15 protein-coding genes are annotated in these 13,625 nt (G+C 65.1%); 2 read left to right on the top strand and 13 right to left on the bottom strand.

Annotated features, from left to right (window positions below; all coding sequences use genetic code 11):
* Window positions 1-83: 83 nt before the first annotated feature.
* From ACZF5Y_RS05715 to prmC, 12 genes are all read right to left on the bottom strand, one after another.
* Window positions 84-341, bottom strand: coding sequence for a F0F1 ATP synthase subunit epsilon (locus ACZF5Y_RS05715; RefSeq protein WP_053351964.1), 258 nt, complete (start codon window positions 339-341; stop codon window positions 84-86).
* A gap of 2 nt (window positions 342-343) precedes the next feature.
* Window positions 344-1,804 carry a F0F1 ATP synthase subunit beta gene (atpD, locus tag ACZF5Y_RS05710; RefSeq protein ID WP_497534849.1) on the bottom strand — a complete coding sequence of 487 codons (1,461 nt, stop codon included), beginning with the start codon at window positions 1,802-1,804 and terminating at the stop codon, window positions 344-346.
* 22 nt (window positions 1,805-1,826) lie between these two features.
* On the bottom strand, window positions 1,827-2,717 hold the full coding sequence (locus ACZF5Y_RS05705; RefSeq protein ID WP_497534848.1) for a F0F1 ATP synthase subunit gamma: 891 nt from the start codon (window positions 2,715-2,717) through the stop codon (window positions 1,827-1,829).
* A gap of 81 nt (window positions 2,718-2,798) precedes the next feature.
* Window positions 2,799-4,427 carry a F0F1 ATP synthase subunit alpha gene (gene atpA / locus ACZF5Y_RS05700; RefSeq protein WP_497534847.1) on the bottom strand — a complete coding sequence of 543 codons (1,629 nt, stop codon included), beginning with the start codon at window positions 4,425-4,427 and terminating at the stop codon, window positions 2,799-2,801.
* Window positions 4,428-4,481: 54 nt separating this feature from the next.
* On the bottom strand, window positions 4,482-5,258 hold the full coding sequence (locus ACZF5Y_RS05695) for a F0F1 ATP synthase subunit delta (RefSeq protein WP_497534846.1): 777 nt from the start codon (window positions 5,256-5,258) through the stop codon (window positions 4,482-4,484).
* Complete coding sequence (locus ACZF5Y_RS05690; protein ID WP_053386473.1) at window positions 5,258-5,809, bottom strand: F0F1 ATP synthase subunit B; 552 nt, start codon at window positions 5,807-5,809, stop codon at window positions 5,258-5,260. Before ACZF5Y_RS05690 ends, ACZF5Y_RS05695 begins: the two co-directional genes overlap by 1 nt.
* 39 nt (window positions 5,810-5,848) lie before the next feature.
* Window positions 5,849-6,076: an ATP synthase F0 subunit C gene (atpE, locus tag ACZF5Y_RS05685; protein WP_010157574.1), complete on the bottom strand. Its 228-nt coding sequence runs from the start codon at window positions 6,074-6,076 to the stop codon at window positions 5,849-5,851.
* 51 nt (window positions 6,077-6,127) lie between these two features.
* Window positions 6,128-6,952, bottom strand: a complete 825-nt coding sequence (gene atpB, locus ACZF5Y_RS05680; RefSeq protein WP_156316549.1) for a F0F1 ATP synthase subunit A — start codon at window positions 6,950-6,952, stop codon at window positions 6,128-6,130.
* 163 nt (window positions 6,953-7,115) lie between these two features.
* A complete protein-coding gene (locus tag ACZF5Y_RS05675; RefSeq protein WP_497534845.1) occupies window positions 7,116-7,586 on the bottom strand; it encodes a Cg1360 family ATP-synthase-associated protein in 471 nt (156 codons plus the stop codon).
* A complete protein-coding gene (locus tag ACZF5Y_RS05670) occupies window positions 7,579-8,787 on the bottom strand; it encodes an MraY family glycosyltransferase (RefSeq protein ID WP_497534844.1) in 1,209 nt (402 codons plus the stop codon). The genes ACZF5Y_RS05675 and ACZF5Y_RS05670 overlap by 8 nt, the downstream gene beginning before the upstream one ends.
* Window position 8,788: 1 nt before the next feature.
* On the bottom strand, window positions 8,789-9,454 hold the full coding sequence (locus ACZF5Y_RS05665; protein WP_497534843.1) for an L-threonylcarbamoyladenylate synthase: 666 nt from the start codon (window positions 9,452-9,454) through the stop codon (window positions 8,789-8,791).
* A 68-nt stretch (window positions 9,455-9,522) separates the two neighbouring features.
* Window positions 9,523-10,425 (bottom strand): peptide chain release factor N(5)-glutamine methyltransferase, encoded by a 903-nt coding sequence (gene prmC, locus ACZF5Y_RS05660; protein WP_497534842.1) that lies wholly within the window; start codon window positions 10,423-10,425, stop codon window positions 9,523-9,525.
* A gap of 204 nt (window positions 10,426-10,629) precedes the next feature.
* Here prmC and cysK point away from each other — a divergent pair, with 204 nt between their 5' ends.
* Window positions 10,630-11,565 (top strand): cysteine synthase A, encoded by a 936-nt coding sequence (gene cysK / locus ACZF5Y_RS05655; RefSeq protein ID WP_497534841.1) that lies wholly within the window; start codon window positions 10,630-10,632, stop codon window positions 11,563-11,565.
* Between the two features lie 22 nt (window positions 11,566-11,587).
* Window positions 11,588-12,157, top strand: coding sequence for a serine O-acetyltransferase EpsC (gene epsC / locus ACZF5Y_RS05650; RefSeq protein WP_497534840.1), 570 nt, complete (start codon window positions 11,588-11,590; stop codon window positions 12,155-12,157).
* Window positions 12,158-12,190: 33 nt separating this feature from the next.
* Here epsC and ACZF5Y_RS05645 read toward each other — a convergent pair whose 3' ends face one another.
* Entirely contained in the window at window positions 12,191-13,582 is a 1,392-nt protein-coding gene (locus ACZF5Y_RS05645) for an MFS transporter (protein ID WP_497534839.1), read from the bottom strand.
* Between the last annotated feature and the right edge of the window lie 43 nt (window positions 13,583-13,625).

Below are 13,625 nucleotides of genomic sequence, written 5' to 3'. Positions count from 1 at the left end.
GAGAACCTTTCTGGCGTGCACACACGTGAGGCCGGCCGCCACTCCCGGAGGAGGGCGGTCGGCCTCAGTGTGGTGATATCGGGTTACGCGACGGTGGCGCGACCCGCGACGATGGTGATCGTGTCGTGGTCGACCGAGAGAAAACCGCCCTCTGCCTCGACCGAGACCTTCTCGCCACCTGCGGTGGTCACTCGCACCTCGCCCTGAGCGAGCAGAGCAAGGAGCGGCTCGTGACCCGTGAGGATGCCGATCTCGCCTTCGACCGTCTTCGCGATAACCTGGGAGGCTTCGCCCGCCCAGACCTGTCGCTCAGCCGAGACGACGCTGACGTTCAACGCCATGCTTATGCCAGGTCCTTCTGCATCTTCGCCCAGTTCTCTTCCACATCGGAGATACCGCCGACGTTGAAGAAGGCCTGCTCGGCTACGTGGTCGAACTCGCCCTTGGCGATGGCGTCGAACGACTCGATGGTCTCCTTGAGCGGAACCGTCGAACCCTCGACACCGGTGAACTTCTTCGCCATGTAGGTGTTCTGCGAGAGGAACTGCTGGATGCGACGCGCACGCGCGACGGTGATCTTGTCTTCCTCGGAGAGCTCGTCGACACCGAGGATCGCGATGATCTCCTGGAGCTCCTTGTTCTTCTGCAGAATCGCCTTGACGGTGGTCGCCACACGGTAGTGATCCTCGCCCAAGTAGCGGGGGTCGAGAATACGCGAGGTCGAGGTCAGCGGATCGATCGCGGGGTACAGACCCTTCGATGCGATCTCACGCGAGAGCTCGGTCGTCGCATCGAGGTGCGCGAACGTCGTGGCCGGAGCCGGGTCGGTGTAGTCGTCCGCGGGGACGTAGATCGCCTGCAGCGAGGTGATCGAGTGACCGCGGGTCGAGGTGATGCGCTCCTGGAGGATGCCCATCTCGTCGGCGAGGTTCGGCTGGTAGCCCACAGCGGAAGGCATGCGTCCGAGCAGCGTCGAGACCTCGGAACCGGCCTGCGTGAAGCGGAAGATGTTGTCGATGAAGAGCAGCACGTCCTGCTTCTGCACATCACGGAAGTACTCCGCCATGGTCAGAGCCGACAGCGCGACGCGCAGACGCGTTCCCGGCGGCTCATCCATCTGGCCGAACACGAGGGCGGTCTTGTCGAAGACGCCGGCCTCTTCCATCTCGTGGATGAGGTCGTTGCCCTCACGGGTGCGCTCGCCGACACCGGCGAACACCGACACACCACCGTGATCCTGCGCCACGCGCTGGATCATCTCCTGGATCAGAACGGTCTTGCCCACACCGGCGCCACCGAACAGACCGATCTTTCCACCCTGCACGTAGGGGGTCAGAAGGTCGATCGACTTGATGCCGGTCTCGAAGAGCTCCGTCTTCGACTCGAGCTGATCGAATGCCGGCGGGGTGCGGTGGATGCCCCAGCGCTCGGTGACCTCAATGGTCTCGCCCGCGGGCAGGTTCAGCACGTTACCGGCAACGTCGAAGACCTTGCCCTTGGTGATGTCACCGACGGGAACGCTGATCGGGCCAGCGGTGTCGACCACTTCCTGGCCACGGACGAGGCCGTCGGTGGGCTTCAGCGCAATAGCGCGGATGAGGTTGTCGCCGAGGTGCTGCGCAACCTCGAGCACGAGCTTCGACGACTCGGTGCCATCACCGAAGTCGACGGTGGTCTCGAGTGCGTTGTAGACGGCGGGGATGGCATCGTGGGGGAACTCGATGTCGACGACGGGCCCGGTAACTCGAGCGATCCGCCCGACAACCTTGGTGGCCTCAGTCGCCACTGCGGCGGTTTCGGTCATGATTCTCTCTCTTCGTGCTGTATTAACCGGACAGCGCGTCAGCGCCGCCCACGATCTCGGAAATCTGCTGGGTGATCTCCGCCTGACGCGCGTTGTTCGCGAGGCGGGTGTAATCCCGGATCAGCGAATCTGCGTTATCGCTCGCGGACTTCATCGCCTTCTGCGTCGCTGCGTGCTTCGCGGCCGCCGACTCGAGCATCGCGTTGTACACGCGGGACTCGATGTATGCGGGAAGCAGACGATCGAGCACAGTATCTGCGTCCGGCTCGAACTCGTACAGCGGTGCCGGCCCATCAGAGGCCTCGGCGACACCCTCGACGATCTGCAGGGGCAGCAGGCGGTGCACCTGGGGCACCTGGCTGACCATGCTCACGAGGCGGTTGTAGACGAGGTGGATCTCCTGCGCTCCACCCTCGGCCGCTGAGCGACCGAAGATCTCGAGCAGTGCTTCCGCGACCTCGGCACCCGTCTCGAACGTCGGGTTCTCGGTATCTCCGGTCCAGACGCGCTCCGAAGGGCGGCGACGGAATGCGAAGTAACCCTGCGCCTTGCGTCCGAAGAGGAAGTACACGACTTCCTTGCCCTCGGAACGAAGCAATTCGCTCAGCTCTTCGGCTTCACGCAGCACCTGCGAGTTGAAGGCGCCGGCGAGGCCGCGGTCCGACGTGAAGATGACGACCGCTGCGCGTTCGACCTTGTCGGCCTCGGTGAGCAGCGGATGATCGGTGTTCGAGTGCGTGGCGACGGCCGACACGGCGCGAGTAATCGCCGTGGCGTAGGGCGTCGAAGCCTCAACGCGTGCCTTCGCCTTCTGGATGCGAGATGCCGCGATCAGCTCCATCGCACGGGTGATCTTCTTGGTCGTCTGGGCAGAACGAATTTTCTGCCGGTAGACCCGAAGTTGCGCTCCCATGTCTCTCCTGTAGTGGTTGGGGCTGGCTGGTGATCAAGGTTCGGGACCGGGGCGGCGGCTCACACCGCCGCCCCGGAGGCCCTACTTCTTGGTGACGACCAGCTGCTCCTGCTGGATCTCGGCTTCGTCGATGGCGTCGAACTGCTCAGCGAGCGTCTTGCCGCTCGCGGTGCGGAACTCGCTCGAGAACTTCGCGATCTGGCTCTCGAGCTCGGCCACGATGTCGTCATCGAGCACGTTGGTGCTGCGAAGCTTCGACAGTGCCTCCGAGTTACGCCCGAGGTAGTCGAGGAACTCGCGCTCAAAGCGCAGCACGTCTTCGACCGGAACCTCGTCGAGGAAGCCCTTCGTGCCGGCCCAGATCGAAACGGTCTGCTCTTCGACAGGGTACGGGGTGTACTGCGGCTGCTTGAGGAGCTCGGTGAGGCGAGCACCACGAGCAAGCTGCTTGCGGCTGGTCGCGTCGAGGTCCGAAGCGAACATCGCGAACGCCTCGAGCGCGCGGTACTGCGCGAGCTCGAGCTTCAACGTGCCCGAAACCTTCTTGATCGACTTGACCTGAGCGTCGCCGCCCACACGCGACACGGAGATGCCCACGTCGACGGCGGGGCGCTGGTTCGCGTTGAAGAGGTCGGACTGGAGGAAGATCTGGCCGTCGGTGATCGAGATCACGTTGGTCGGGATGTACGCCGACACGTCGTTGGCCTTCGTCTCAATGATCGGGAGACCGGTCATCGAGCCTGCGCCGAGCTCGTCGGAGAGCTTTGCGCAACGCTCCAGCAGACGCGAGTGCAGGTAGAAGACGTCGCCCGGGTATGCCTCGCGTCCCGGCGGACGGCGAAGGAGGAGCGACACGGCGCGGTACGCCTCGGCCTGCTTCGACAGGTCATCGAAGATCACCAGAACGTGCTTGCTCGCGTACATCCAGTGCTGGCCGATGGCCGAACCGGTATAGGGAGCGAGGTACTTGAAGCCTGCGGGGTCAGATGCGGGCGAAGCGACGATGGTGGTGTACTCCATCGCGCCAGCGTCCTCGAGCGCGCCCTTCACCGAAGCGATGGTCGAGCCCTTCTGGCCGATGGCGACGTAGATGCAACGCACCTGCTTGGAGGTGTCGCCCGACTCCCAGTTGGCCTTCTGATTGATGATCGTGTCGATCGCGATGGCCGTCTTACCGGTCTGGCGGTCGCCGATGATGAGCTGGCGCTGGCCGCGGCCGACGGGGATCATGGCGTCGATCGCCTTGATGCCGGTCTGCAGGGGCTCGTGCACCGACTTGCGCTGCATGACACCCGGAGCCTGGAGCTCGAGAGCGCGACGCCCTTCGATGCCGGCGATCTCGCCGAGACCGTCGATGGGCTTGCCGAGGGGGTCGACCACGCGGCCGAGGTAGCCCTCGCCCACGGGAACCGAGAGCACCTCGCCGGTGCGGGTGACGGGCTGGCCTTCGGCGATCGCGGTGAATTCGCCGAGCACGACAACGCCGATCTCGTTCTCTTCCAGGTTCTGGGCGAGGCCCAGGGTGCCGTCGGCGAAGCGAACGAGCTCGTTCGCCATGACGCCGGGGAGACCCTCGACGTGCGCAATGCCGTCGGAGGCGTCGACCACGGTGCCGACCTCAGTCTTGCCAGCGTCGGTCGGCTCGTAGGACGCTGCGAAATCCTTCAGCGCGTTACGGATCTCGTCCGGGCTGATTGAGAGTTCTGCCATTTCGTTTCCTCTGTCTGTTCCGGAAGCGCCGCCCCCGGGTGTGAAAAGTTGTCGCTACGCGGCGAGCTGCTGGCGCAGATCGTCGAGTCGGGCACGGACGCTACCGTCGATGACGTTGTCACCGATCTGCACGCGGATGCCGCCGACGAGCTCGGTGTCGATCACGGTGGTGATGCGCACGGGGCGTCCGGCGGACTGCTCGAGAGCTCGAGCGAGGCGATCCTGCTGCGCAGCAGAAAGCGGCACGGCGACGGTCACCGTCGCGAGTTCGCTCCCGGCTTGGTCGGCCGCGGTGTGCGCAGCCTGACGCAGCGTCGCATCGAGACGACGACCGCGCGGGCTGGTGACCAGGTGCGAGACCACGGCGAGCGATGCCTCCGAGGTCTTGCCTCCGAAGAGACGCTGCACGAGTGCGGCCTTCCCTGCGGGGTCGGCCAGCTTGCTGCCGAGACTGAGCTGCAGATCGTGGTTGCGGTCGATCACGTCGACCACCGCGAGCAAATCGTCCGAGAGAGACGGGTTCGCCGCGCCCACGGCGCGAATTCCCAGCTCTTCGACGCCCGAGACGAACTCGTCGACATTCGACCAGCGTCCCTGAACGGCTGCGGCGAGAACAGAGCGCGCGCCAGCGGAGAGACCGCTGAACAGCCGCTCGACCACCTGCGTCTTGGCCTGCACATCGGCCGAGGCGTCGCCGAGCGCCGCAGCGAGCGCAGGGCTCCCCGCGATCTTGCGAGCGGCTGCAAGCAGCTCACTCCCGGCGTTCGAGTCGAGTCCGGCTTCCAGCGCGGTGCGCGCCTGAGCCAGTGCTTCGCGTGACGCGCTGCCCATTACTGTGCCGCCTTCTCGGATGCTTCGAGATCAGCGAGGAAGCGATCGACGAGCGCCGAAGCCTTCTGATCATCGGAGAGCGATTCGCCGACCACGCTCGAAGCGAGGTCGATCGCGAGCGAGCCGACGTCCTTGCGGAGCGAGACGACCGCGCTCTGGCGCTCGCCCTCGATCTGCGCCTGAGCCGCGTGAACGATGCGGGCCTGCTCGGTCGTCGCGTCGTCCTTCGCCTTGGCAACGATCTTATTCGCGTCAAGGCGAGCCGACTCGCGAATCTCGCCGGCTTCCTGGCGTGCGCTGGCGAGCTGCGCGGTGTACTCCTGGAGTGCGGCTTCGGCCTTCGCCTGAGCCTCGTCGGCCTTGGCGATGTTGCCCTCGATCGCCTCTGCACGTGCATCGAGCATCGTCTGCATCTTGGGGAGGAAGACCTTCCAGAACGCGACGAGGATGATGACGAAGACGACCGCAGACCACACGATGTCGTACGTCGCGGGGAGGAGCGGGTTGTGGTTCGCGCCCTCTTCCGCAGCAACGAAGACTGCGTTATTCATCGAGCCTCCCTTTCGAGACTAGGGAAAGGTGGAATCGGATTACGCGGCGAAGATGAACGGCGTAGCGATCGCGATGAAGGCCAGGGCCTCGGTGAACGCGATACCGATCCACATGAGGACCTGGAGGCGGCCGGCGAGCTCGGGCTGGCGAGCGACACCCTCGATGGTCTTGCCAACGACAATACCCACGCCGATGGCGGGGCCGATAGCGGCGAGGCCGTAACCGACGGTTGCGATGTTGCCCGAGATTTCAGCGAGAACAGACACGGTATGTGTTTCCTTCCGTATGTGAGTGCGGCGGTTGCCGAACCCGTGGGTTTAGTGCTCTTCAGCCAGCGCGAGCTGGATGTAGACGGCGGTGAGAAGTGCGAAGACGTAGGCCTGCAGAACGGCGACGAGAATCTCGAAGAGCGTGAACGCTGCGCCGAAGGCGAAGGTGCCGACGCCGAAGAGCTTGAAGAAGCCCTCTCCCGAGAAGAGGAAGAACTGCGTCGCTGCGAACAGCAGCACGAGCAGCAGGTGGCCGACGAGCAGGTTCATCATGAGTCGGAGGGTCAGCGTGACCGGACGGATGATGAAGGTCGAGATGAACTCGATCGGGGTGACGATGATGTAGATCGCCTTGGGCACACCCGAAGGGAACAGCGCGTTCTTGAAGAAGTTGCCGGGGCTCTTCTTGACGCCCGCGTAGATGAACGTCACGTACGAGACGACGGCGAGCACCAACGGGTAGCCGATGACCGACGTGCCGGCGATGTTCAGGCCGGGCACGATGCCGGTGATGTTCAGCGCGAGGATCGAGAAGAACATCGCGGTGAGAATCGGCAGGAAACGACGCCCGTCTTTCTTGCCCAGCAGATCTTCGGCGATGTTGACGCGCACGAAGTCGAGCGCCATCTCCGTGAGCGACTGGCCACGGGTGGGAATGACCCGCATGCGACGGGTGCCCAACCAGAACAGAACGAGCAGCACGACCATCATGAGGACGCGGATCATCATGATCCGGTTCATGGCGAACGGGGTGCCTTCGAAGAGCACGATGTCGGGGAAGAACTCGGCCATCGTCGGCGCGTGGAATTCACCCTCTTCGGCCGCAAAAAAGACGGGGGCCACGAGGTGCAAAGCGTTAGCGAACAGCGCCATTCTCCTGACTTCGGTGCGGCATCAGCCTGCACAGTGTCGAACGGTGGTCATACCCCGGGGCGTCGTAGGCACAGCTCAAGCCAGCCCTGCAGGGAACGTAACCGAGTCTACCAAGAATTCCGCTCCAGGAGAAACCCGAAACGGCTTGGTGTGATGAAGTCGGTTACGACTGAGTCGGTGCGGAGAGAATCGGGATGCGTGAACGAGTGATCACAACGACGTCGAGCGCCAGGGATGCGATGACGCTGGCGATCACGCCGAAGAACATCACCCGCGTGTCGAGCCACTCCGCGTCGCGCAGCAGTACGACCACGACAATGAAGACGATGAACTTGAACACCCAGCTGCCGAGCACGATGCCGAAGAACGCGGTGATGTAAAAGTCGCGCTCGATGAATCGGTTCGCGAACGCGATGCTGCCGACCGTCATCATGAGGAACAGGCCGCCGAGCGCTGTTCCGATGATGCCTCCCCAGAGACCGGCCGTGCCGCTGGCGAAGTAGCCGATCACGGCGAAGACGACGACGAGTGCGCCGATGACGACGAGCCCCCATCGCAGCGCCCGCAGCAGCACGGGCTGCGAAGCCGGCATCGGCCTCGGCTCGATTTCGTCGGGCTGCACGGAGTCACTCACTCTGGGGTCCTTTCAGCGGAGTCTTCCTGGCGAGCGATTCGGCGCGTGCTGCGTCGGCTCGGGAGCTCCGTCTGCTCAACGGTACCAAGTGACGGCGCGCAAGAGCTGCGCGCACTCGATTCGCCGGGAATCGTAGTAGCGCGAAGGTCGCAGCGGTACCTGCGGCGAGCACGACGCCCGGAAGGAGAAAGGCTTGGGTCGTGAACACCAAGAGCACCGCGATCGAAATCGTCGCGGTTCCCGAGTAGAAGATGCACACGGCCTGGATGGGCGAGTGGCCCATGTCGAGCAGGCGATGGTGCAGGTGCAGGCGATCCGCGGTGAATGGGCTTGTCCCGGCACGGAGTCGGCGGAAGACCGCGAGTGAGAAGTCCGCGAGCGGAAGCGCGAGCACCGCGATCGGCAGAATGATCGGGATGTAGCTCGCAAGCACCAGCTTCTGGTCGAGTGCCGCCGGGTTCAACTGGCCGGTCACCGACACCGTCGACGTCGCCATGAGCAGCCCCACCAGCAGCGCCCCAGTATCTCCCATAAACATGCGCGCGCGGTGCCAGTTGAATGGCAGGAAGCCGATGCAGATGCCGACAACCACGATTGCGATGAGACTCGCGAAGATCACGGAATCGACGCGACCGATCTGATCGTTCAGCAGCAGCGTGTAAACGAAGAAGAGCGCATTGGCGATGATGGCGACGCCGGCGACGAGTCCGTCGAGGCCGTCCACGAAGTTCACCGCGTTCATCACGAGCGTCATCAGAAAGACCGTGATGACGAAGTTGACGAGTGGCGACCCGATGATGAGGGTATCGCCGAACGGCAACGACACGATCTGCACACCGTTCCAGGCGAGCAGTCCCGCCGCAGCGAGCTGCGCGGCGAGCTTGATCATCCAGTCCAAGTCGAGCAGATCGTCGAGCACACCGACAACGGCGATGAGCGCGCAGGCGCCAAAAAGCGCCCACATCTGGTTGCTGCCCGAAAACAGCGATGCGAACTCCCGCTGAGTCGCAGCGACGATGAACGTGGTGATAATGCCGACGAACATCGCGATGCCGCCCAGTCGGGGGGTAGGGGCCTGATGCACGTCTCGCGCACGCACTTCAGGGGCAAGGTTGAAGCGCCGGCTGAGGCGCAGCACCCCCCAGGAGGCTGCCGCAGTGACGAGCGCGGCAACCGCGACGACCGTCACGTAGGCGAGCATGTCACTCCCCGAAAACAACCTGCGGCAGCAGCTCCGCGATGGCCTCGCGCGACACCCCACCCTGACGCAGAATTCGAATCACTCCGCCGGCTTCGGTCAATCCGGTCGCATCGACGATCGTGGAGGCAACCCCATCGGCCCCCGATTCGCCGGCTTCGAGGTACACGGCGACCGCATCGCCGAGCATGTCTTGCGCGGCGGCAGCGGTGCGGGCTGCGGGCTCGCCGGTGAGGTTCGCCGACGATACCGCGAGCGGCCCCGTTTCGCGCAGCAGTTCAATGGCGAGCGGCTGGTCGGGAATGCGCAGGGCCACCGTGCCGCCCGTCTCCCCCAGATCCCAGCTGAGCAGCGGATTCGCGCGCGTGATGATGGTGAGCGCACCGGGCCAGAACGCCTCTGCGAGCGCCTGCACGGGGGCGACGACCTCAGCGGCGAGGGCAGCGAGAGTGTCGGTGTTCGGAATCAGCACGGGTGGCGGCGATTGCCGCCCTCGGCCCTTCGCATCGAGCAACCGCTGCACGGCATCCGGACTGAACGCGTCAGCCGCGACGCCGTACACAGTATCCGTGGGCATCACGATGAGCTCGCCGCGTCCGATCGCCTGCCGAGCGGTGCGGGTACCCGCGAGCAGTTGCGTGTTGTCGGTGCAATCGAAGACTTCGGCCATAACGCGCCAGTCTACTCTCGCTCACGGGTTGGTTTCCGAGTGCTCTCCGACCGCCGGCTCCGGCAGGCTCAGCGTATCGCCGTCGTCGTGCGATCGCGCCCGGTGAGGTCGACATGGGTTTCGGGTTGCTGCCACCCATCGGCCGCGAGCAGTTCACGAATCGCCCGCCCCTGCAGCTCGGCGTGCTCGAGCACGAGAATCCCGCCCGGAGCCACCCACTGCTGTGCCGAGCGACTGATGACCCTGATGAGATCGAGCCCGTCGACTCCGCTGTACAGCGCGAGCTCGGGGTCGTGATCGCGCACTTCAGGGTCGCGAGGCACCATGCCGCTGGGCACATACGGCGGATTCGAGACGAGCACGTGCACCTTGCCTCGCAATGCTGCGAGCTCGGGCAACGCGTCGAGTTGCTCGACGTCGCCCAGAAGCAACGCGACGCGGCCGTCGCCCCACTCATCGACGTTGCGCTGCGCCCACGCGTGAGCTTCTCGACTCTTCTCCACCGCCCACACGCGCGCCCGCGGCACTTCGTGGGCGATTGACAAGGCAAGCGCTCCGCTCCCCGTGCACAGATCCACGACGATGGGCTGGGGATCCGGCACCCGCATCGCGGCATCGATGGCGAACTGTGCGACCGTCTCCGTCTCGGGTCGGGGCACGAAGACGCCTGGGCCGACGGAAAGCTCGATGGAGCGGAACGGCGCTCGCCCGGTGAGGTGCTGCAGCGGTACGCGTCGAGCCCGTTCATCGGCGATCGCGCGAATGCGGGCCGCGTCGTCATCGGATACCGCATCTGCCAGTATCGCCAACGCCTGGATCCGTCCCCGCGTCACGCCGAGCACGTGCCCGACGATCAGTTCGGCGTCCGTCCGCGCATCGACGACGCCGTTCGCCGCAAGCTGGGCCACGATCTCGTCGAGCAGTCGAGAAACCGGAGTGCCGGCATCGCCGGTCGCTGGAGTGTGCTGCACTCCCCCAGACTCGCACACGTCACCGACACTCCCGAATCGGCATCGAGCGACGCGCCGCACCTGTCATCTCACGTCTTACTGCATAACCCATTCGAACGACTCGAATAAGGAATCGATATAATTTGAGGCGGCCCCGGGGCGTCTCGCTGCCGGAACATCGATGCGGCCGGAACCCCATCCCAGACCTCAGGAGGATGCAGCACCATGGCACGGACCTACGACAACATCACGCAGGCATTTGGCAACACTCCCCTCGTACGCCTCAACCGGGTCACGGAAGAGGCCGGCGCAGAGGTGTTCGCGAAGCTCGAGTTCTACAACCCCGCAGGTTCGGTGAAGGATCGCATCGGCATCGCCATCATCGACGCCGCCGAGCAGTCGGGCGCTCTGCAGCCCGGCGGTACCATCGTCGAAGGCACGAGCGGCAACACCGGAATCGCGCTCGCGTTCGTCGGTGCGGCGCGCGGTTACCGCGTGATCCTCACCATGCCCGAGACCATGAGCATCGAGCGCCGCAAGCTGCTGCTCGCCTACGGTGCCGAGATCGTGCTCACCGAGGGCCCGCTCGGCATGAAGGGCGCTGTCGCCAAGGCGCAGGAAATCGCAGAGAGCACGCCGGGCGCGATTCTCGCGCAGCAGTTTGCGAACCCCGCGAACCCCGCGATCCACCGCGCCACCACGGGCCCCGAGATCTGGAACGACACCGACGGCAGCGTCGACATCTTCGTCGCCGGCATCGGCACCGGCGGCACCATCACCGGCGCCGGCGGTTACCTCAAGGAGCAGAACCCCGGGGTGCAGGTCATCGCCGTCGAGCCGATCGACTCGCCGCTCCTCACCGAGGGCACGGCAGGCCCGCACAAGATCCAAGGACTCGGCGCGAACTTCGTGCCCGACATCCTCGACCGTGAGATCTACGACGAGGTCATCGATGTCACGCTCGCCGATTCGATCGCGAAGGCTCGTGCATTGGGCGCCGAAGAGGGCATTCTCGCAGGCATCTCGGGCGGCGCAGCCGTCTGGGCCGCCACGCAGGTCGCGAAGCGCCCCGAGAACGCGGGCAAGAAGATCGTGGTCGTCGTACCCGACTTCGGCGAGCGCTACTTCTCGACCGTGCTGTTCGAGGATCTGGGCGCCTAGTCCCGATCCCCGGAGTTCTGCAGTGAGCGCGTTCTCCCGCATCCGCGAAGACATCTCCGCCGCCCGCGCGCACGATCCCGCTGCGCGCGGTTCGGCGGAGGTGTTCTTCGTGTATTCGGGACTTCATGCCGTCTGGTGGCACCGGGTCTCGCATACCCTCTGGCGGCGTGGTCTGAGATTTCTGCCGCGCGCGATCTCGCAGATCTCACGCTTCTTCTCGGGAATCGAGATTCACCCGGGCGCCACCATCGGGCGGCGCCTCTTCATCGACCACGGCATGGGCGTAGTCATCGGCGAAACCGCCGTCGTCGGCGACGACGTGCTGATCTACCACGGGGTCACCCTCGGCGGCACCGGCCACGACCGCGGCAAACGACACCCGACTATCGGCGACCGCGTCGTCATCGGTGCCGGGGCGAAGCTCCTCGGCAACATCGAACTGGGCCACGACAGCGCTGTCGGGTCGAACGCCGTCGTCGTGCGCTCCGCTCCCCCGTGGACGACGCTCACGGGCATTCCTGCACAGGGTCGGCCGCGCCGCGGGGCCCCGATCATGGAGCAGCCCGACATGGCAGACTTCTACGTCATCTGAACGCAGCGCCTCACCGGGTCGGTTCGAATCAGCTCAGCGCAGCGTGCGCCCGTTCTCGTCCATCCACCCCTTGGTCCGTCGCTGCTCGATGAGCACCATCACGATACCCAGGAGCCAGAACGGGATCTGCACGGCGAATGCCACCTGGAACGCGTGCAGCGAGTAATTCTCGGGTGATCCGGCACCCTGCAGGTCGAGCACGAGGCCGATCAGCAGAATCACGAGCAGTGAGGCCGTGAATCCGCCCGTGTTGACGAGGCCGGTGCCGAAGCCCGAATAGCTGCGCGGCGTGTGCGAGCGCGACACTTCGAACGAGATCATCGAAGCCGGCCCGCCGAGCGGGATGACCACGAGCAGCACGATGATGAGTGCCATCGGCGGCACGCCGGGCCACAGGATCACTGCGGTCCAGACCAGCGCGATCAACACCGTAATGCTCAGGTTGAACCAAACGCGACGCTCGATGAACCGCGAGCTCAGCGGCCCGAGCACCACGCTCGCCACCATGGACGACACGACGGTGAGGCTCAACAGTCCGCGAGCGGCAGCTGGGTCGAGCCCGAGCCCGCCGACGAGAAACGGGGTGCCCCACAGCAGCAAAAACACGTTCGACGCGAACGGCGACGCGAAGTGCAACCAGTACGCCAGACGCACTCCCGGCAACCGCAGCAGCTTGCGCGCACGGTTCCAGAACCCGAGACCGGGCAGCTTCGTCTCCGCGATGATCGGGATGAGCTCGGTCGACGGTGGTTGCATGGCCTTGAGCGCCGCCGTGTTGGTTTCGGCGAACGATTGCGCGTTCTCCGTCGTTCGGCCGCGCCGCCGGAGCAACCGTTCGAGCGGGGTGGCGTCTCCAGGGGCGTTGCGCAGCACTGCGCACCCCAGGATCACGACGAGCAGTGCGAGCGCGGCAAGCCCGAGGAAGCCGCTCATCCACCCGGCCGCGCCGACGAGGATCGCCAGCGGCACGACCGACACGAGTTGCCCCGCTTGCCCGATGAGGCCGGTCACCTGGCTGATCGTCGGCAACTGCCGCAGCGAGAACCACTCGGGCAGCATCCGCATCACGCTGATGAATGTGCACGCGTCACCTGCGCCGACGAGTACGCGGGCGAGAATCGCGAGCCACACCTCAGGCACCGTCGCCATCGCCACCTGACCGGCAATCATCGGGGCGCCGCCGATCAGAATCATCGAGGTCGCCCCGATGCGGTCGAGCAACACCCCGACCGGAATCTGCAGGCCCGCGTACACGAGCAGCTGAATCACCGGAAAGATCGAGAGCGTGGTGGCGTCAATACCGAAATGATCTTGCGCTGCCGGGCCGAGCGCCGACAGCGACGACCGATTGATGACGGCGACCGCATACGAGATCGCAGCGACTCCCCAGACCACCCACGGGAGGAATGGTCGAGTTGCACGCATAGTGCCATGCTACCGCCGCGCCACCGCTCGATCGCGCATCGGC

The organism is Leucobacter sp. WKLB1, from assembly GCF_059696215.1.
Note: the sequence above shows the minus strand (reverse complement) of the source record. Positions and strands in the feature narration are given on the sequence as shown.

What these genes read in the sequence shown, in the direction of transcription:
- ACZF5Y_RS05715 (WP_053351964.1), bottom strand. Translation starts at nt 341, where the DNA reads ATGGCGTTGAACGTCAGCGTCGTCTCGGCTGAGCGACAGGTCTGGGCG.
- ACZF5Y_RS05670 (WP_497534844.1), bottom strand. Translation starts at nt 8,787, where the DNA reads ATGCTCGCCTACGTGACGGTCGTCGCGGTTGCCGCGCTCGTCACTGCG.
- ACZF5Y_RS05645 (WP_497534839.1), bottom strand. Translation starts at nt 13,582, where the DNA reads ATGCGTGCAACTCGACCATTCCTCCCGTGGGTGGTCTGGGGAGTCGCT.
- ACZF5Y_RS05690 (WP_053386473.1), bottom strand. Translation starts at nt 5,809, where the DNA reads ATGAATAACGCAGTCTTCGTTGCTGCGGAAGAGGGCGCGAACCACAAC.
- cysK (WP_497534841.1), top strand. Translation starts at nt 10,630, where the DNA reads ATGGCACGGACCTACGACAACATCACGCAGGCATTTGGCAACACTCCC.
- atpD (WP_497534849.1), bottom strand. Translation starts at nt 1,804, where the DNA reads ATGACCGAAACCGCCGCAGTGGCGACTGAGGCCACCAAGGTTGTCGGG.
- atpB (WP_156316549.1), bottom strand. Translation starts at nt 6,952, where the DNA reads ATGGCGCTGTTCGCTAACGCTTTGCACCTCGTGGCCCCCGTCTTTTTT.
- ACZF5Y_RS05695 (WP_497534846.1), bottom strand. Translation starts at nt 5,258, where the DNA reads ATGGGCAGCGCGTCACGCGAAGCACTGGCTCAGGCGCGCACCGCGCTG.
- ACZF5Y_RS05665 (WP_497534843.1), bottom strand. Translation starts at nt 9,454, where the DNA reads ATGGCCGAAGTCTTCGATTGCACCGACAACACGCAACTGCTCGCGGGT.
- atpA (WP_497534847.1), bottom strand. Translation starts at nt 4,427, where the DNA reads ATGGCAGAACTCTCAATCAGCCCGGACGAGATCCGTAACGCGCTGAAG.
- ACZF5Y_RS05705 (WP_497534848.1), bottom strand. Translation starts at nt 2,717, where the DNA reads ATGGGAGCGCAACTTCGGGTCTACCGGCAGAAAATTCGTTCTGCCCAG.